General features: G+C 70.7%; 16 protein-coding genes. 14 read left to right on the top strand and 2 right to left on the bottom strand.

Annotation, left to right across the window (positions count from 1 at the left end):
- Positions 1–18 precede the first annotated feature (18 nt).
- From nuoE to nuoN, 10 genes are read left to right on the top strand one after another with little or no spacing between them, the layout of a single operon-like run.
- A complete protein-coding gene (gene nuoE, locus ACGFRB_RS01965; RefSeq protein WP_393238215.1) occupies positions 19–804 on the top strand; it encodes an NADH-quinone oxidoreductase subunit NuoE in 786 nt (261 codons plus the stop codon).
- Complete coding sequence (nuoF, locus tag ACGFRB_RS01970) at positions 801–2,153, top strand: NADH-quinone oxidoreductase subunit NuoF (RefSeq protein WP_363002482.1); 1,353 nt, start codon at positions 801–803, stop codon at positions 2,151–2,153. Before nuoE ends, nuoF begins: the two co-directional genes overlap by 4 nt.
- Positions 2,150–4,639 carry an NADH-quinone oxidoreductase subunit G gene (locus ACGFRB_RS01975; protein ID WP_393237723.1) on the top strand — a complete coding sequence of 830 codons (2,490 nt, stop codon included), beginning with the start codon at positions 2,150–2,152 and terminating at the stop codon, positions 4,637–4,639. The genes nuoF and ACGFRB_RS01975 overlap by 4 nt, the downstream gene beginning before the upstream one ends.
- Positions 4,636–5,991 carry an NADH-quinone oxidoreductase subunit NuoH gene (gene nuoH, locus ACGFRB_RS01980; protein WP_393237726.1) on the top strand — a complete coding sequence of 452 codons (1,356 nt, stop codon included), beginning with the start codon at positions 4,636–4,638 and terminating at the stop codon, positions 5,989–5,991. The genes ACGFRB_RS01975 and nuoH overlap by 4 nt, the downstream gene beginning before the upstream one ends.
- On the top strand, positions 5,984–6,589 hold the full coding sequence (gene nuoI, locus ACGFRB_RS01985; protein ID WP_393237729.1) for an NADH-quinone oxidoreductase subunit NuoI: 606 nt from the start codon (positions 5,984–5,986) through the stop codon (positions 6,587–6,589). The genes nuoH and nuoI overlap by 8 nt, the downstream gene beginning before the upstream one ends.
- Complete coding sequence (locus ACGFRB_RS01990; protein WP_393237732.1) at positions 6,586–7,536, top strand: NADH-quinone oxidoreductase subunit J; 951 nt, start codon at positions 6,586–6,588, stop codon at positions 7,534–7,536. Before nuoI ends, ACGFRB_RS01990 begins: the two co-directional genes overlap by 4 nt.
- Positions 7,533–7,832, top strand: coding sequence for an NADH-quinone oxidoreductase subunit NuoK (gene nuoK, locus ACGFRB_RS01995; protein ID WP_361226907.1), 300 nt, complete (start codon positions 7,533–7,535; stop codon positions 7,830–7,832). Before ACGFRB_RS01990 ends, nuoK begins: the two co-directional genes overlap by 4 nt.
- A gap of 10 nt (positions 7,833–7,842) precedes the next feature.
- The gene (gene nuoL, locus ACGFRB_RS02000; RefSeq protein ID WP_393237735.1) at positions 7,843–9,759 is read left to right on the top strand and encodes an NADH-quinone oxidoreductase subunit L; all 1,917 of its coding nucleotides are present in this window, start codon (positions 7,843–7,845) and stop codon (positions 9,757–9,759) included.
- A gap of 6 nt (positions 9,760–9,765) precedes the next feature.
- Complete coding sequence (locus ACGFRB_RS02005; RefSeq protein WP_393237738.1) at positions 9,766–11,382, top strand: NADH-quinone oxidoreductase subunit M; 1,617 nt, start codon at positions 9,766–9,768, stop codon at positions 11,380–11,382.
- Positions 11,379–13,040, top strand: a complete 1,662-nt coding sequence (nuoN, locus tag ACGFRB_RS02010; protein ID WP_393237741.1) for an NADH-quinone oxidoreductase subunit NuoN — start codon at positions 11,379–11,381, stop codon at positions 13,038–13,040. The genes ACGFRB_RS02005 and nuoN overlap by 4 nt, the downstream gene beginning before the upstream one ends.
- Positions 13,041–13,108: 68 nt before the next feature.
- Here nuoN and ACGFRB_RS02015 read toward each other — a convergent pair whose 3' ends face one another.
- Entirely contained in the window at positions 13,109–13,612 is a 504-nt protein-coding gene (locus ACGFRB_RS02015; RefSeq protein WP_393237744.1) for a hypothetical protein, read from the bottom strand.
- Positions 13,613–13,868: 256 nt separating this feature from the next.
- On the opposite strand from ACGFRB_RS02015, the gene ACGFRB_RS02020 reads away from it, so the two are divergent.
- The 3 genes from ACGFRB_RS02020 (at position 13,869) to ACGFRB_RS02030 (ending at position 16,609) form a co-directional block, all read left to right on the top strand.
- A complete protein-coding gene (locus tag ACGFRB_RS02020) occupies positions 13,869–14,849 on the top strand; it encodes an AraC family transcriptional regulator (RefSeq protein WP_393237747.1) in 981 nt (326 codons plus the stop codon).
- Between the two features lie 47 nt (positions 14,850–14,896).
- Positions 14,897–15,769, top strand: a complete 873-nt coding sequence (locus tag ACGFRB_RS02025; protein ID WP_393237750.1) for a carbohydrate-binding protein — start codon at positions 14,897–14,899, stop codon at positions 15,767–15,769.
- 228 nt (positions 15,770–15,997) lie between these two features.
- Entirely contained in the window at positions 15,998–16,609 is a 612-nt protein-coding gene (locus tag ACGFRB_RS02030) for a hypothetical protein (protein ID WP_393237753.1), read from the top strand.
- A gap of 82 nt (positions 16,610–16,691) precedes the next feature.
- Here ACGFRB_RS02030 and ACGFRB_RS02035 read toward each other — a convergent pair whose 3' ends face one another.
- Positions 16,692–17,342 carry a dihydrofolate reductase family protein gene (locus tag ACGFRB_RS02035; RefSeq protein WP_393237756.1) on the bottom strand — a complete coding sequence of 217 codons (651 nt, stop codon included), beginning with the start codon at positions 17,340–17,342 and terminating at the stop codon, positions 16,692–16,694.
- Positions 17,343–17,775: 433 nt separating this feature from the next.
- Here ACGFRB_RS02035 and ACGFRB_RS02040 point away from each other — a divergent pair, with 433 nt between their 5' ends.
- Positions 17,776–17,961, top strand: coding sequence for a DUF1918 domain-containing protein (locus ACGFRB_RS02040; protein WP_393237759.1), 186 nt, complete (start codon positions 17,776–17,778; stop codon positions 17,959–17,961).
- The last annotated feature ends 229 nt before the right edge of the window (positions 17,962–18,190 follow it).

The following is an 18,190-nucleotide window of genomic DNA, read 5'->3' on the forward strand; positions in this document are numbered from 1 at the left end:
GGGCAGACCAGTCTGGGCATGCCCCAGCTGCCCGCGCCCGACTACCCGGCCGAGGTCCGCGCCCGGCTGGAGGCGGACGGCAAGGAGATCATCGCCCGCTACCCGGACTCCCGTTCCGCGCTCCTGCCGCTGCTGCACCTGGTGCAGGCGGAGGAGGGCTATGTGACCCGTACGGGCATGCGGTTCTGCGCCGAGCTGCTCGGCCTGACCACGGCCGAGGTCACCGCCGTCGCGACCTTCTACACGATGTACCGGCGCAAGCCGTCCGGGGACTACCAGGTCGGCGTCTGCACCAACACCCTGTGCGCGGTGATGGGCGGCGACGCGATCTTCGAGACGCTCAAGGAACACCTCGGCGTCGAGAACGACCAGACGACCGAAGACGGCAAGGTCACCCTCGAACACATCGAGTGCAACGCGGCCTGCGACTTCGCGCCCGTGGTGATGGTCAACTGGGAGTTCTTCGACAACCAGACGCCCGAGTCGGCCACGGCGCTCGTCGACGACCTGCGCGCCGGCCGCCCCGTCTCGCCCACCCGCGGCGCGCGACTGTGCACCTTCAAGGACACCGCCCGGATACTGGCCGGCTTCCCCGACGAGCGCCCCGGCGCCGTCGCGGAGAGCGGTGGCGCGGGACCGGCCTCGCTGGTCGGTCTGCGGCTCGCCAAGGGCGAGACCCCGCAGCAGGCCACGCGGCAGGCGGCCCGCCAGGCCACACGCCAAGCACAGCAGCAGGAACAGCAGCAGTCGCAGGCCCGAGTCGTGAGCCCGCGCGGCGAGGCAGCCAGCGAGGAGGGGGAGTGATGACCTTGGCGGCCGAGATCAACAACAGCAGCCCCGAGAAACTGCTCTCACCCGTCCTGTCGGCCTTCTGGGACCAGCCCGATTCCTGGACCCTGGAGACCTACCGGCGGCACGAGGGCTACGAGGGCCTGCGCAAGGCCCTCGCGATGCCGCCCGACGACCTCATCGCGTACGTCAAGGCGTCCGGTCTGCGCGGACGCGGCGGCGCCGGCTTTCCCACCGGCATGAAGTGGCAGTTCATCCCGCAGGGAGATGGAAAGCCGCACTATCTGGTCGTCAACGCGGACGAGTCGGAGCCCGGCACCTGCAAGGACATCCCCCTTCTCTTCGCCAACCCGCACTCCCTCATCGAGGGCATCGTGATCGCCTGTTACGCGATCCGGTCCAGCCACGCCTTCATCTATCTGCGCGGCGAGGTCGTGCCCGTGCTGCGCCGGCTGCACGAGGCCGTGCGGGAGGCGTACGCGGCGGGTTACCTCGGCCGGGACATCCTGGGCAGCGGTCTCGACCTCGACCTCACCGTGCACGCCGGCGCCGGCGCGTACATCTGCGGCGAGGAGACCGCCCTGCTCGACTCACTGGAAGGACGGCGCGGCCAGCCCCGGCTGCGACCCCCCTTCCCCGCGGTCGCCGGTCTGTACGCGTGCCCCACTGTGGTGAACAACGTCGAGTCCATCGCCTCTGTTCCCGCGATCCTGAACCGGGGCAAGGACTGGTTCACGTCGATGGGCACCGAGAAGTCCCCGGGCTTCACGCTCTACTCGCTCAGCGGCCATGTCGCCTCGCCCGGCCAGTACGAGGCCCCGCTCGGTATCACCCTGCGCCAACTGCTCGACATGAGCGGCGGGATGCGGCCCGGGCACCGGCTGAAGTTCTGGACCCCGGGCGGTTCGTCCACCCCGATGTTCACCGACGAGCACCTCGACGTCCCGCTCGACTACGAGGGCGTCGGCGCCGCCGGCTCCATGCTCGGCACCAAGGCGCTCCAGTGCTTCGACGAGACGACCTGTGTGGTGCGCGCCGTCACCCGCTGGACCGAGTTCTACGCGCACGAGTCCTGCGGCAAGTGCACGCCCTGCCGGGAAGGCACCTACTGGCTCGTCCAGTTGATGCGCGATATCGAGGCCGGCAAGGGCGTGATGTCGGATCTCGACAAGCTGAACGACATCGCCGACAACATCAACGGCAAGTCCTTCTGCGCCCTCGGCGACGGCGCCGCCTCGCCGATCTTCTCGTCCCTGAAGTACTTCCGCGACGAGTACGAGCAGCACATCAGGGGCAAGGGCTGCCCCTTCGACCCCGCCAAGTCGACCGCCTGGGCCGACAGGAACCGGGAGGTGAACGCATGACCGTCAGCACGTCCGCCGCCTCCGGGAGCGGCGCCGAGGCAGTGCCCGAGGACCATGTCACGCTGACCATCGACGGCGCCGGGATCTCCGTCCCCAAGGGGACCCTGGTGATCCGCGCCGCCGAGCAGCTCGGCATCGAGATCCCCCGTTTCTGCGACCACCCGCTGCTCGATCCGGCCGGCGCCTGCCGCCAGTGCATCGTCGAGGTCGAGGGCCAGCGCAAGCCGATGGCCTCGTGCACCATCACCTGCACCGACGGCATGGTGGTGCGCACCCAGCTGACGTCGAAGGTCGCTGAGAAGGCCCAGCACGGGGTGATGGAGCTGCTGCTCATCAACCACCCGCTGGACTGCCCGGTCTGCGACAAGGGCGGCGAGTGCCCGCTGCAGAACCAGGCGATGTCGCACGGGCAGGCCGAGTCCCGCTTCGAGGGCCGCAAGCGTACGTACGAGAAGCCGGTCGCGATCTCCAGCCAGGTGCTGCTCGACCGCGAGCGCTGTGTGCTGTGCGCGCGCTGCACCCGCTTCTCCAACCAGATCGCGGGCGACCCGATGATCGAGCTGATCGAGCGCGGCGCGCTCCAGCAGGTCGGCACCGGCGAGGGCGACCCGTTCGAGTCGTACTTCTCCGGCAACACGATCCAGATCTGCCCGGTCGGCGCGCTCACCTCCGCCGCGTACCGCTTCCGCTCCCGCCCCTTCGACCTGGTGTCGTCGCCGAGCGTGTGCGAGCACTGCGCGGGCGGCTGCGCGACCCGTACCGACCACCGGCGCGGCAAGGTCATGCGGCGGCTCGCCGCCGAGGACCCCGAGGTCAACGAGGAGTGGATCTGCGACAAGGGGCGGTTCGGCTTCCGGTACGGGCAGCAGCGCGACCGGCTGACGACGCCCCTGGTGCGCAACGCGGACGGCGTGCTCGAACCCGTGTCCTGGCCGGAGGCCCTGGAGGCGGCGGCCCGCGGTCTGGTGCGCGGGCGTACGGGCGTCCTGACCGGCGGCCGGCTGACCGTCGAGGACGCGTACGCCTACGCCAAGTTCGCGCGGGTCGCCCTCGACACCAACGACGTCGACTTCCGGGCCCGGGTCCACTCCGGCGAGGAGGCCGACTTCCTGGCCGCCACCGTCGCCGGACGGGGCCGGGATCTGGACGGCAACGGTGTCACGTACAGCTCGCTCGAAGCCGCCCCGGCGGTGCTCCTGGTCGGCCTGGAGGCCGAGGAGGAGGCGCCCGGCGTCTTCCTGCGGCTGCGCAAGGCATGGCGGAAGAAGGGGCAGAAGACCTACTCCATCGCGGCATATGCCACCCGTGGTCTGGAGAAGGCGGGCGGCACCCTGCTCGCCGCCGCGCCCGGCACCGAGACCGAGTGGCTGGACGCCCTCACCTCCCGCGCCGGCCTCTCGCAGAGCGGTGTCGCCGCCGCCGAGGCGCTGCGCGAGGAGGGCGCCGTGATCGCGGTCGGCGAGCGGCTCGCCGGCGTCCCCGGCGCGCTCACCGCCGCCGTCCGGGCCGCCACCGCCACCGGCGCGTCCCTGGTGTGGATCCCGCGCCGGGCGGGCGAGCGCGGCGCCGTCGAGGCGGGCGCCCTGCCGACGCTGCTGCCCGGCGGCCGGCCCGCGACCGACCCCCGCGCGCGCGAGGAGGTCGCCGCCGCCTGGGGCGTACGCGAACTGCCCACCGGGTTCGGCCGCGACACCGGCCACATCGTGGAGGGCGCCGCGAGCGGCGAACTCGCCGCGCTGCTCGTCGCCGGTGTCGACGTGGACGACCTGCCGGACCCGCTACGCGCGCGTGAGGCGCTGGAAGCGACCTTCGTCGTCTCCCTGGAGCTGCGCCCGGGCGCGGTCACCGAGCGGGCCGACGTGGTGCTGCCGGTCGCGGCGGTCGCGGAGAAGGCCGGCACCTTCCTCGACTGGGAGGGCCGGGCCCGGCCGTTCGAGGCCGCGCTGAAGCCGGAGCAGATGACCCGCGCGCTCGCGCCGACCGACGCGCGCGTCCTGCACATGCTCGCTGACGCGCTCGACGTCCATCTCGCCCTGCCCGACCTGGTGTCGATCCGGCGCGAGCTGGACCGGCTGGGCGGCTGGAGCGGCGAGCGGGCCCCCGGACCCTCGGAGCCGGGCCGGTCCGCGGCCCGTCCGGGCGAGGGCGAGGCGGTGCTCGCCGGCCACCGGCTGCTGCTCGACCTCGGCCGGCTCCAGGAGGGCGACGAGGCCCTGGCCGGCACCCGGCACGCCGCCGTCGCCCGGCTGTCCGTCGCGACCGCCGAGGCCACCGGCGTCAAGGACGGCGACATCCTCGCCGTCACCGGCCCCGCCGGGACCACCGAACTGCCGCTGGCCGTCACCGAGATGCCCGACCGGGTGGTCTGGCTCCCGCTGAACTCGGGCGGCCGCGGCGTCCTCGCCGACACCGGCGCCCGCCCCGGCGACCTGGTCCGGATCGGTCCGGCCGCCCCGGCCGCCACCCCGACGGAGGTGCAGGTGTGAACACGCCGCTCGCCGCCGAAGACCTCTCCCTGTTCGGCACGGACCCCTGGTGGCTCGTCGTCGTCAAGGCCGTCTTCTGCTTCGCGTTCCTGATGGTGACCGTGCTCTTCTCCATCGTGTGGGAGCGCAAGGTCGTGGCCTGGATGCAGCTGCGCGTAGGCCCCAACCGGCACGGCCCCTGGGGCCTCCTGCAGTCCCTCGCGGACGGCATCAAGCTGATGCTGAAGGAGGACGTGATCGTCAAGCGGGCGGACAAGGTCGTCTACGTCCTCGCCCCGATCGTCGCCGCCATCCCCGCGTTCATGGCCATCGCCGTGATCCCGTTCGGCCCGGCCGGCAACGAGGTGTCGATCTTCGGCCACCGCACCACGATGCAGCTGACCGATCTGCCGATCGCGATGCTGTACGTCCTCGCGGTCGCGTCCGTCGGCATCTATGGCATCGTCCTCGCGGGCTGGTCCTCCGGCTCGACGTACCCGCTGCTCGGCGGTCTGCGCTCGGCCGCGCAGATGATCTCGTACGAGATCGCGATGGGCGCCGCGTTCGCGTCCGTCTTCCTCTACTCCGGGTCGATGTCGACCTCGAAGATCGTGGAGGCGCAGGCCGACCGCTGGTACATCGTGCTGCTGCCGGTCTCGTTCATCATCTACATCGTCACGATGGTCGGCGAGACCAACCGCGCCCCCTTCGACATGCCGGAGTCCGAGGGCGACCTGGTCGGCGGCTTCAACACCGAGTACTCGTCCATCAAGTTCGCGATGTTCATGCTCGCCGAGTACGTCAACATGGTGACCGTCTCGGCCGTCGCGACCACCCTCTTCCTGGGCGGCTGGCGGGCCCCGTGGCCCGTCTCGGGCTTCTGGGAGGGCGCCAACCACGGCTGGTGGCCGATGCTGTGGTTCGTCCTCAAGGTGCAGCTGCTGCTGTTCTTCTTCATCTGGCTGCGCGGCACCCTGCCCCGCGTCCGCTACGACCAGCTGATGAAGCTCGGCTGGAAGATCCTCATCCCGGTCTCCGTGGTGTGGCTGATGATGGTCGCCACCGTCCGGGCGCTCGGCAACGAGGGCTACGACTTCCGGACCATCGTGCTGTCCGTCGCCGGAGCCGTCCTCGGAGTGCTCCTGCTCTCCTTCGTCGTGGACGTCTTCCGCGACAAGAAGGCCAAGGCGGGCGCCGGGGCCGAGGAGACGCCCTTCGACCCGATGGCGGGCGGATTCCCCGTACCGCCCAAGCCCGGACAGTCCCTGCCGCCCGTACCGAGGCGCCGGTCCCGCCAGGAGCGGGAGCTGATTGTCAGTGGTGGCCCCGATACTGCTACTGCGAGTGAGGGAAAGGAGACGGACGGTGTCTGATTTCCAGAATCCGGTGGCCGGTTTCGGCGTGACCTTCAAGGCCATGTTCAAGAAGCGGCTGACCGAGCAGTACCCGGAGCAGCAGAAGACCACGGCGCCCCGCTTCCACGGCCGGCACCAGCTCAACCGTCACCCCGACGGTCTGGAGAAGTGCGTCGGCTGCGAGTTGTGCGCGTGGGCCTGTCCGGCCGACGCCATCTACGTGGAGGGCGCGGACAACACCGACGAGGAGCGCTACTCCCCGGGCGAGCGGTACGGGCGGGTCTACCAGATCAACTACGCCCGCTGCATTCTGTGTGGCCTGTGCATCGAGGCGTGCCCCACGCGCGCGCTGACGATGACCAACGAGTTCGAACTGGCCGACTCCTCCCGCGAGAACCTGATCTACACCAAGGAGCAGCTGCTCGCGGGGCTCGACGACCAGATGGTCGACACCCCCCACGCCATCTACCCGGGCATGGACGAGCAGGACTACTACCGGGGCCTGGTGACGGAGGCCGCGCCCGGCACCGTCCGCCAGGTCGCCGTCTCCAAGGGGGAGACGGGCGAGCAGGGTGAGAAGGGCGAGACGGGCGAGCACGAGGAGGTGGACGCGTGAGCGCGCACCTCGACCTCGCGACCGCTCCGCTGGCCGCGGCTTACACGACCTCCACGGGCGAGGCGTTCCAGTTCTGGGTCCTCGGAGTCGTCGCCGTCCTCGGCGCCCTCGGCACGATCCTGCTGCGCAAGGCCGTCCATTCGGCGCTCTGCCTCGCCGGCACCATGATCGTCCTGGCGGTCTTCTACCTCGCCAACGGCGCGTACTTCCTCGGCATCGTCCAGATCGTCGTCTACACCGGCGCGATCATGATGCTGTTCCTCTTCGTCGTCATGCTGGTCGGCGTCACCGCCGCCGACTCGGTGAAGGAGACCATCAAGGGGCAGCGCTGGTGGGCCGCCCTGTGCGGGCTCGGCTTCGGGATCCTGCTGATCGCGGGCATCGCGCACGCCTCCCTGAAGGACTTCACCGGCCTCGGCGCGGCGAACGCGGCCTACGGCGGGAACGTCGAGGGCCTGGCCGCCCTCGTCTTCACCAAGTACGTCTTCGCCTTCGAGATCACCGGCGCGCTGCTCATCACCTCGGCGGTCGGCGCGATGGTCCTCACCCACCGCGAGCGCACCGAACGCGCGCGTACCCAGCGCGAGTTGTCCGAGCAGCGGGTCCGCGAGGGCGCGCACCTGCCGCCGCTGCCCGCGCCCGGTGTCTACGCCCGGCACAACGCGGTGGACATCGCCGGTCTGCTGCCCGACGGCACCCCGGCCGAGCTGACCGTGATCTCGACCCTGCGCAAGCGGGGCCAGATCCGGGACGTGTCCCGCGAGGCGATGGCCGACCTGAAGGCGCTGGAACAGCGCTCGGCGGAGCGGCTCGGCCGAGGCGGCCGGGACGAGAACCGCGACGCGGCGGACGTCCGGGGCGAGGCCGGCATCGGCCTGCGGGACAAGCCCGGGGTGCGCGGCGAGGGCCTGGCCGACCGCCGGGACGAAGAGGAGGCACACCGGTGAACCCCGTCAACTACCTGTATCTCTCCGCCCTGCTGTTCACCATCGGCGGTGTCGGGGTGCTCATCCGGCGCAACGCGATCGTGCTCTTCATGTGCGTGGAGCTGATGCTCAACGCCTGCAACCTCGCGTTCGTCACCTTCTCCCGTCTGCACGGCAATCTCGACGGTCAGGTCATCGCGTTCTTCACGATGGTCGTCGCCGCCGCGGAGGTCGTCGTCGGACTCGCCATCATCGTGTCCGTCTTCCGTGCCCGTCACTCGGCCTCGGTCGACGACGCCAGCCTGATGAAGCTGTGAGGGGCTGACCGTGGACAACCTGATTGCGCTGCTCGTCGCGGCGCCCCTGCTCGGAGCGGCCGTCCTGCTGTGCGGCGGCCGCCGGCTCGACAAGATCGGGCATCTGCTCGGTACGGCGCTGGCCGGCGTCTCGTTCGTCATCGGCGTCGTCCTGTTCGCCGACATGCTCTCCAAGAGCGCCGACGACCGGGCCCTGCACCAGCTGCTGTTCACCTGGATCCCGGTCGAGGGCTTCCAGGCGGACATGGCCTTCCAGCTCGACCAGCTGTCGATGACCTTCGTGCTGCTGATCACCGGCGTCGGCACGCTCATCCACGTGTACTCGATCGGGTACATGGAGCACGACGAGCGCCGCCGCCGTTTCTTCGGATATCTGAACCTGTTCGTCGCGGCGATGCTCCTGCTCGTCCTCGCCGACAACTACCTGCTGCTGTACTTCGGCTGGGAGGGCGTCGGCCTCGCCTCGTACCTCCTCATCGGCTTCTGGCAGCACAAGCCCAGCGCGGCGACCGCCGCGAAGAAGGCGTTCCTGGTCAACCGGGTCGGCGACATGGGCCTGTCGATCGCGATCATGCTGATGTTCACCACCTTCGGGACCTTCGCCTTCAAGCCGGTCCTGGAGGCCGCCGGCGGTGCCGGCGAGGGCAAGCTGACCGCGATCGGTCTGATGCTGCTGCTCGCCGCGTGCGGCAAGTCGGCCCAGGTGCCGCTGCAGTCCTGGCTCGGTGACGCGATGGAGGGCCCGACCCCGGTCTCGGCCCTCATCCACGCCGCCACCATGGTCACCGCCGGCGTCTATCTGATCGTCCGCTCCGCCGACATCTTCAACGCGGCGCCGGACGCCCGGCTCGTCGTCACCATCGTCGGCGCGGTCACGCTGCTCTTCGGTGCGATCGTCGGTTGCGCGAAGGACGACATCAAGAAGGCGCTCGCCGGCTCCACGATGTCGCAGATCGGCTACATGATCCTCGCGGCCGGTCTCGGACCGATCGGCTACGTCTTCGCGATCATGCACCTGGTCACCCACGGCTTCTTCAAGGCCGGGCTCTTCCTCGGCGCCGGTTCGGTCATGCACGGCATGAACGACGAGGTCGACATGCGGAAGTTCGGCGGCCTGCGCACGTACATGCCGGTCACCTTCGTCACCTTCGGCCTCGGCTATCTGGCGATCATCGGCTTCCCCGGTCTGTCCGGCTTCTTCTCCAAGGACAAGATCATCGAGGCGGCGTTCGCGCAGGGCGGCACCGAGGGCTGGATCCTCGGCTCGGTCACCCTGCTCGGCGCGGCCATCACCGCGTACTACATGACCCGCGTGATGCTGATGACCTTCTTCGGCGAGAAGCGCTGGCAGCCCACAGCGTCTGATAGCGGCTCCGCCGCGGGAAAGGGCGAGCTGCCGCACCCGCACGAGTCGCCGCGCTCCATGACGCTGCCGATGATCCTGCTCGCGGTCGGCTCGGTGGCCGGCGGCGCGGTCTTCGAGTTCAGCGGCTTCACGGAGTGGCTGGAGCCGGTCACCGGCTTCAGCCACGGCCACCCGCCGATCAGCGCCGGAGTCGTCACCACCGCCACCATCGTGGTGATGCTCCTGGGCGTCGGCCTCGCCTATCTCCACTACGGCCGCGCCGAGGTCCCCGCGGTCGCCCCGCGCGGCTCGCTGCTCACCCGGGCCGCCCGCCGCGATCTGCTCCAGGACGACCTGAACCACGCCGTCTTCGTGGCCGGCGGCACCCATCTGACCCGCTCCCTCGTCTACGTCGACCACACCCTCGTGGACGGAGTGGTCAACGGCAGTGCGGCCTCGGTCGGGGGGCTCTCCGGCCGGCTGCGCAAGCTCCAGAACGGCTACGCGCGGTCGTACGCGGTCTCCATGTTCGGAGGCGCGGCGGTACTCATCGCCGTGACCCTGCTGATGAGGGCGGTGTAATCCCCGATGTCCTTCCCGCTCCTGACGGTGACGGCAGCGGTACCGGCGGCCGGTGCGATCCTCACCGCCGCCGTGCCCGCGGCCCGCCGTACCGCCGCCAAATGGCTGGCGCTTCTCGTCTCGCTCGCCACGCTCGCGTGCGCCGCGGTCGTCTTCGCCCGCTTCGAACCGGGCGGCGCCCGCTACCAGCTCGTCGAATCCCACTCCTGGATCCGGGAGTTCGGCGTCCGCTACGAACTGGGCGTGGACGGCATCGGGGTGGCGCTGATCGCGCTCACCGCGCTGCTCATCCCGTTCATCGTGCTGGCCGGCTGGCACGACGCCGACCCTTCCCCAAGCTCTTCGAGCAGGGGATACCCCAATGACCGCGTCGACAGCCGATGGCGGCCCACCCAGGGCTTCTTCGCCATGATCCTCATGGTGGAGGCGATGGTGATCCTCTCCTTCGAGGCCACCGACGTCTTCCTCTTCTACATCCTGTTCGAAGCCATGCTCATCCCGATGTACTTCCTCATCGGCGGCTTCGGCGACCGCGCCCACGCGGGCAGCGACAGCAACGCGGCGGCCCAGCGCTCGTACGCGGCGGTCAAGTTCCTGCTCTACAACCTGATCGGCGGACTGATCATGCTGGCCGCCGTCATCGGTCTGTACGTCGTCGCCGGCGGCTTCTCGCTCCCCGAGATCATCGCGGCGCGGGCGAACGGCACGCTGGACATGGCGACCAACACCGAGCGCTGGCTGTTCCTCGGCTTCTTCTTCGCCTTCGCGGTGAAGGCGCCGCTGTGGCCGCTGCACACCTGGCTGCCGAACGCGATGGGGGAGGCGACCGCCCCGGTCGCCGTCCTCATCACCGCGATCGTCGACAAGGTCGGCACCTTCGCGATGCTCCGCTTCTGCCTCGGGCTCTTCCCGGAGGCGTCGAAGTGGGCCACGCCGGTGATCGTCGCCCTGGCGCTCGTCAGCATCGTGTACGGCGCGCTGCTCGCGGTCGGCCAGCGCGACATCAAGCGCCTGATCGCGTACGCGTCGATCTCGCACTTCGGCTTCATCGTCCTCGGCATCTTCGCGATGACCAGCCAGGGCCAGTCCGGTGCCACGCTCTACATGGTCAACCACGGCATCTCGACGGCCGCCCTGATGCTCGTCGCCGGCTTCCTGATCTCCCGGCGCGGCTCGCGGCTCATCGCCGACTACGGCGGCGTGCAGAAGGTCGCCCCGGTGCTCGCCGGCACCTTCCTGATCGGCGGTCTCGCGACCCTGTCGCTGCCTGGACTCGCCCCGTTCGTCAGCGAGTTCCTGGTCCTGGTCGGCGCCTTCGCGCGCTATCCGGTGGCCGGGATCATCGCCACCACCGGCATCGTCCTCGCCGCGCTCTACACCCTCGTCCTCTACCAGCGGACGATGACGGGCCCGGTGAAGGAGGAGGTGAGGAAGCTCCCCGACCTGCGGCCGCGCGAGCTCGCGGTGGTCGTCCCGCTGATCGCCGTACTGATCTTCCTCGGGGTCTTCCCGCAGCCGCTGACGGACATCGTCAATCCGTCGGTCCGGCACACCATGTCCGACGTCCAGCAGAAGGACCCGGCTCCGTCCGTTCCCGCTAAGAACCTGGAGGCGGCCAAGTGAGTTCCTCCGCCGTCGCCCCCGCCGTCCACAGCCTGTGGACGGCGGCGGCCGGGCCGATCGACAAGATCCCGGCCCCGCACATCGAGTACACCCAGCTGTCCCCGGTGCTCATTGTCGTCGGTGCGGCCGTCCTCAGCGTCCTCGTCGAGGCGTTCGTGCCGCGCCGGGGCCGGCACGGCACCCAGGTGTTCCTGAGCGTCCTCGCGCTCGCCGCCGCGTTCGCCGCGGTCGTCGGCCTCGCCGCCGGCGGCTACGGCTCCACCAAGGCCCACATCGCGGCCATGGGCGCCATCGCCGTCGACGGGCCCGCCCTGTTCCTCCAGGGCACCATTCTGCTGGCCGCGATCCTGGCCGTCCTCACCTTCGCCGAGCGCCGGCTCGACCCGGCCGACCACGGCCACAAGGTCGACTCCTTCGCCGCCGAGGCCGCCGCCGTCCCCGGCAGCGAGCAGGAGAAGGCGGCCGTCAAGGCCGGCTTCACCACCACCGAGGTCTTCCCGCTGGCACTGTTCGCGGTCACCGGCATGCTGGTCTTCCCGGCCGCCAACGACCTGCTGACGCTCTTCATCGCGCTGGAAGTCTTCTCGCTGCCGCTGTACCTGCTGTGCGCGCTCGCCCGCCGCAAGCGGCTGATCTCGCAGGAGGCGGCGGTCAAGTACTTCCTCCTCGGCGCGTTCTCCTCCGCCTTCCTGCTGTTCGGCACGGCACTGCTGTACGGCTACGCGGGCTCCGTCACGTACGCCACCATCGCCGACGTCGTCAGCGGCGCCGTCACCTCGGCCGACCCGGCGCTCGCCGGGACCATGGGCAACGATGTCCTGCTGCTCATCGGATTCGCGCTGGTGGTCATGGGACTGCTCTTCAAGGTCGGCGCCGTCCCGTTCCACATGTGGACCCCGGACGTCTACCAGGGCGCCCCGACCCCCGTCACCGGCTTCATGGCCGCCGCGACGAAGGTCGCCGCGTTCGGCGCGCTGCTGCGGCTGCTGTACGTGGTGCTGCCGGGGCTCACCTGGGACTGGCGGCCGGTCATGTGGGGCGTCGCCATCGTCACCATGCTGGGCGGTGCGATCGTCGCCATCACCCAGACCGACATGAAGCGGCTGCTCGCCTACTCGTCGATCGCCCACGCCGGGTTCATCCTGGCCGGTGTCATCGCGGCGACCCCGAGCGGTGTCTCGTCCGTGCTGTTCTACCTGGCCGCGTACTCCTTCGTGACGATCGGCGCCTTCGCCGTCGTCACCCTGGTGCGCGACGCGGGCGGCGAGGCGACGCACCTGTCCAAGTGGGCCGGGCTCGGGCGGCGTTCGCCGCTGGTGGCGGCGGTCTTCGCGGTGTTCCTGCTGGCCTTCGCCGGTATCCCGCTGACCTCGGGCTTCGCGGGCAAGTTCGCGGTGTTCAAGGCGGCGGCGGAGGGCGGCGCGGGCGGCCTGGTCGTGGTCGGTGTGATCTCGTCGGCGGTCGCCGCGTTCTTCTACATCCGGGTGATCGTGCTGATGTTCTTCAGCGAGCCGAAGCCCGACGGCCCGACGGTGGCCGTGCCGTCGGGCTTCACGTCGTTCGCCATCACGGCGGGTGTCGTGGTGACGCTGGCGCTGGGCTTCGCGCCGCAGTACTTCCTGGACTTGGCGAGCCAGGCGGGGGTGTTCGTGCGGTAGACACGATTTCGGCAAGGAGGGGCCCGGCTTCGCAGCCGGGCCCCTCTTCTTTTGTGGCGCCCCGGTGCCTACGGGCAGGACAGGTGCGGGTTGAAGCGGGCGAAGAAGCCGGCCGGGTTCTTCTCGTAGAGCCAGACATGGCGGTCGTAGACCCGGCCGAGGCCCGCGATGTCGAAGGGGCCGTCGAACTTCCGGCCGAACATCCGCGGTGCCGGCTGCCCGGTGCTCGGGACGATCCACTCGGCGCCGACCAGCCGCCTCTTGCCGTCCTCGCCGGTGACGTAGAAGAGGGCGGTCGGGCGGTCCGGGTCGGTGGAGCCGAGGTTCGTGAGCTTGGCGTAGTGGTAGCCCATGCCGCCCAGCACCGGGTCCGACTTGCAGTCGTCGGCGGGGAGGAAGCCGTCCTTGGCCGCGTTCGGCTCGTACCGGTACTTCGCCGTGGCGTGGTACGCCCGCCCCAGGTCACGGGCCACGGAGCCGTCGTCGGCCGCCCGGGCGGAGCCCGGCAGGAGCAGGGACGCGGCGAGCGCCAGGACGGCGGCGCCGGAGGCGGCACCAAGGGAACGGGGCATGCGGAGACTCCTCGTGGGCGAGACGGGGCGGGGTGAGAGGGGTGGGGTGGGCGCGGGTGACAGAAGCGTCACCCTAGGGCGGGGCGGGCGCATGCCGGGGGAGTCCACGCGGGGGTGACCCGATGGGGTGAGGCGTGTCATCGTGGGGCGACGGATTGGTCTCGACCAATTGCGTCGTGCTGTGTCTCCACCGTGCCTCCACCGTGTCTCTGTCGCCATGTCTCCATCGAGCCCCCGACGAGGAGGGAGCCGCCCGATGCGCGGGACCGCCCGGTTACCCGACACCCCGCCCGTACACCGCCTGGAACTGCGGCTGCCGGACGATGTGCCGTTCGCCATCGGCAGCTTCGACGAGATCGGCCCGTACTCCCGGGCCGCCTTCCCGCACCGGCACACCTTCTTCGAGATCGTCCATGTCACCCGGGGCACCGGCACCCATGTCGTCGATCTGGACCGCTGGGAGCTGAGCCCGCCGCATCTGGGGGTGATCGTGCCCGGACAGGTCCACCACTGGGAGGACACCCGCGGGCTCGACGGCTCCGTCGTCCTGTTCACCCCGGACTTCCTGGTCGGCCAGAGCGGTGACACGGATCTGCTGCGCCGGATCGGCGCGCGGCCCTGGCACCGTCTCGACCCGGTCGCGCACGCCCGCACCGGCCGGCTGCTCGCCGAGCTGAGCGAGGAGTACGGGCACGGGGACCCCGGATTCGCCACGGTGCTGCGCTCGCTGCTGCGCGTACTGCTGGTGCGGATGACCCGGCTCCCGGACCGGCCGGCGGACGGGGTGCCGGGTGGGTCTTTAGGCGCGGAGGCGGGCGAGGGTGCGGGCTCGGGGGCGGGTTCGGACGCGGGGGGCGCCGAGGTACGGGCCGGACGGCACGCCGTCGCCGAGGAGTTCGCCCGGCTGCTGGCCGCGACCGAGCCGGGCGCCCTCGGTTCGGTACGGGAGTGCGCCGACCGGCTCGGTCTCACCCCCGGCTATCTCACCGAGGCGTTACGGGCGGCCGTCGGCCGCACCCCCGGCAGCCTGCTCCGCGAGGCCCGCACCCGCGAGGCCCAACGCCTGCTCGCCCGCACCGACTTGTCCGTACGCCAGGTCGCCGCCCGGACCGGCTTCGACGACCCCGCGTACTTCTGCCGCTTCTTCCGCCGGGAGACCGGGATGAGTCCCGGCGGCTTCCGAAAGCACCACGACAGCCGCGCTCCGTCCATCGAAGCGGGCCCGGGTCCCGCCTAGGTTTCTGCTCGTTCCGTTCAGCCACCCCCCACTCCCCAGGAGCAGGCATGAACCGAGACGAGATCGGAAACGACGACGCCGGTGGCGGCATAGGCGGCAGCGGTCGTACGGGCGCCGGGCACGTCACCCGCAAGACGGTGCTGCGGGCCGCCCTCGCGGCCGGCATGGCCGCGCCCGCCGTCCTCATGGGCGTCCCCGCGCTGGCCCGCAACCTCACCGAGGGGGCCACCCCGCCGCAGCTCACCCCCGAGTGCCACGACGGCGACGGACCCACCGTCGAGCAGATCGAGGGCCCGTACTTCAAGCCCAACTCCCCGCTGCGCACGAGTCTGTTGGAGGCCGGGACGCCGGGTGTGCCGCTGACCGTCAGCGGCTATGTCTTCGGCCGCGCCTGCCGGCCGGTGTCCGGGGTCCTGCTGGACTTCTGGCAGGCCGACACCAACGGCGCCTACGACAACACCGGGTTCAGATTCCGAGGCCACCAATTCACCGGCGCCGACGGGGCGTTCAAGCTCACCACGATCGTGCCGGGGCTCTATCCGGGCCGCACCCGGCACCTCCACGTCAAGGTGCAGGCGCCGGGCCGCCCGGTGCTCACGACGCAGCTGTACTTCCCGGGCGAGCCCCGCAACAACACGGACGCGATCTTCGACGCGCGGCTGCTGATGACGGTGCGGGACGCGGGCGGCGGCGCGAAGGAGGCGGCCTTCGACTTCGTCCTGGACCTCCCCCAGGACCCGGGGACCCCGACGCCGACTTCCACTCCGACCGCGCCGGGCGGCACCTGGGCGGTCGGCACCGCGTACCGCGCGGGCGACACCGTCACGTACGGGGGCCGCGCGTACGTCTGCCTCCAGGCGCACACCGCCCAGCCCGGCTGGGAGCCGCCGTCGGTCCCGGCCCTCTGGCGCGTGGCCTGACGCACGCGCGGGGGCGGGTTCGAGGGTGGGTTCGGGGCCGGGGTGCCGGAGAGGGCCGCCACGGATGGCCCATCCCCGGGGCGGGGCCGTGACGGTCCGCGTATATCTGATGACGCGACCATCGTCTGTTTTGTCGGGTTTTTCTTGGGTTCTCTCGGGTTTTCTCGGATTCCCGAGGATTTCCCGACGTCCTCCCCAGTCCTCCTCCCCCCGAAAGGGCATGAATCCATGACCCTACGACGCATCATCCGCCCTCTGGGCAGCGTCCTGGCGTCCCTGCTGCTCACCCTGACCGCCGCGGGAGCCGCGTCGGCCGAGGGCGGTCAACGCGACGCCCGGGCGCCGCGCGCCGTACCCGACATCACCGTGAGCATCGACGCGCCGACCGCGCACCGAGTGACCATGACACCGATCCCGCTCGCCACGGGGGAGCTCGGGATCGGGCTCTCCGCGCTGGGGGCCGACAACATTCAGCCGGGCTGGCGGGACAGCTGGACCGGTGTCGTCGTCAACCACACCAACCGGCCGATGGAGGTGTTCTTCGAGGGCCTGTGGCTGGAGGGCACGATCGCCCCCTTCATCGAGCTCGGATTCGAGGGCTGGCATGACGTGACGTTGCAGCCCGGTGAGAGCTCGGCGCAGTTCACCATCAACGCCGCGATGCCGCCGTGGGTCGGCAATGTCGCGCAGGGCACCAGCGGCACCATCCATGCGGCGTGGGAGGTCGTCCCCGTGGGTCCGCCGGAGCCGCCCGAGCCCCCGTGCGAGCCCGGTTACGGCACCGGCCACGGCGCCGGCTACGACCACTGCGTCGAGACGCCCGCGAGGGCGCGCGGGTAGGGCGCCGGTGCGGGGCGCGCGTGTCGGCCCCGGAGTGTGTCCCTCTGTCCGCCCGGCCTCCAGGCCGGGCGGACAGACGCGTTCACTTCCGCCAGAACAGGTGGTGCGTCACGCCGCTCGGGCTGGGCACCACGTCCCGGTGGAAACGGTCGAGCAGGTCCTCGGGGGAGTCCCACAGCCGCTGCCCCTCCCCGAGCTCGAACGGCGAGACCGCCACGTGCAGGGTGTCGACGAGATCGGCGTCGAGGAACTCGCGGATGGTGCTCACCCCGCCGCCGAGCCGCACGTCCTTGCCCCGCGCCGCCTCCTTGGCCTGGGCGAGCGCCGTGACCGGGTCGGCGTCGACGAAGTGGAACGTGGTGTCGGAGAGCGTGATCGACGGCCGGGTGTGGTGGGTCAGCACGAACACCGGCGTGTGGAACGGCGGGTTGTCACCCCACCAGCCCTGCCAGTCGTAGTTCTCCCAAGGTCCGCGCTGCGGGCCGAACTTGTTGCGGCCCATGATCTCGGCGCCGATGTTGTGGTGGAAGTCCCGGGTGAGGTAGTCGTCGAGCCCCCGGCTGCCGCCGGGGTCGGTCCGATTGGGCCAGCTCGCGGTGGCCCCGGCCCAGCCGAACAGCCGCTCCGGCTTCTCGATCCCGAAGGGGCTCTCCAGGCTCTGGTCCGCGTCGAATCCGGCGGCGACGCCGTCGCTGGAGACGTTGAAGTTCTGCACTTTCAGGAGCTGGGCCACGTGTTCCTCCGTGTCGTCGGGCAACAGGGGGTGAGACTCTCCGCGTCGGGGAATCTCATCGGTGCGTCCATGATCGGCCGGTCGGCCCGGGATCCGGCCGGACGCCGGGTGTCGTGACCGGTGAAGGGGCGGGGTTCAGCCGTCTGCCGTCGCGCGCGGTGCTCCCCGGCGGCAGCATCTCATACACATGTTCGATTATTGGGGCCGGCAGTCGGTCGGGGTGTTGTGGCGTCCCCGTGGCGGGGTGCGCTGCCGCCTGGGCGTGACGGTTGTCGCCAGGGTGCCGCGACGAGGCTGGGAATCGATCACTCGTTTGGGTGAAGTCGGTCAATCGATGGCGCTCCGAGTGACAAGGCAATCCAAGGTGATCATCACTGATCGCACGTGACCCACGGATATCCGGCGGGACGCGCTCAAGCAGAGAGGCAGCATCATGCAGGCATCCATAGGAGACCGCATCATCATCAAGGGCGGGCTCCCCGGCCAGGAAAGGGCCGGAGAGATCATCGAGGTCAAGGGGTTCGACGGAGCGCCGCCGTACCTGGTGCGGTTCGCCGATGGGCACGAGGGCCTCGTCAGCCCGGGCCCCGACGCTGTGATCCTGCCCGCCGGCGCTTAGAACCGGTGTGACCCTCCCGGCCTGGCGGTCGAGGCCGGGGAGGCCGAGATGCCATCCGGGTAATGAGCCGCTGAACGCACTCCGCGCGGAAGCCGGAGCCGTTCGGACCCGCGCCCGGCGAGGCCTCTGACGCGTGGCGGCCCGGCACTCCTGTGCCGGGCCGCCACCCGTTGTCATGGGCGGGCGCGCCCCCCCGCCCATGGTCGACGGCCCACCACAGCCCGTCACC

The organism is Streptomyces sp. NPDC048718, from assembly GCF_043198875.1.
Classification (GTDB): Bacteria; Actinomycetota; Actinomycetes; order Streptomycetales; family Streptomycetaceae; genus Streptomyces.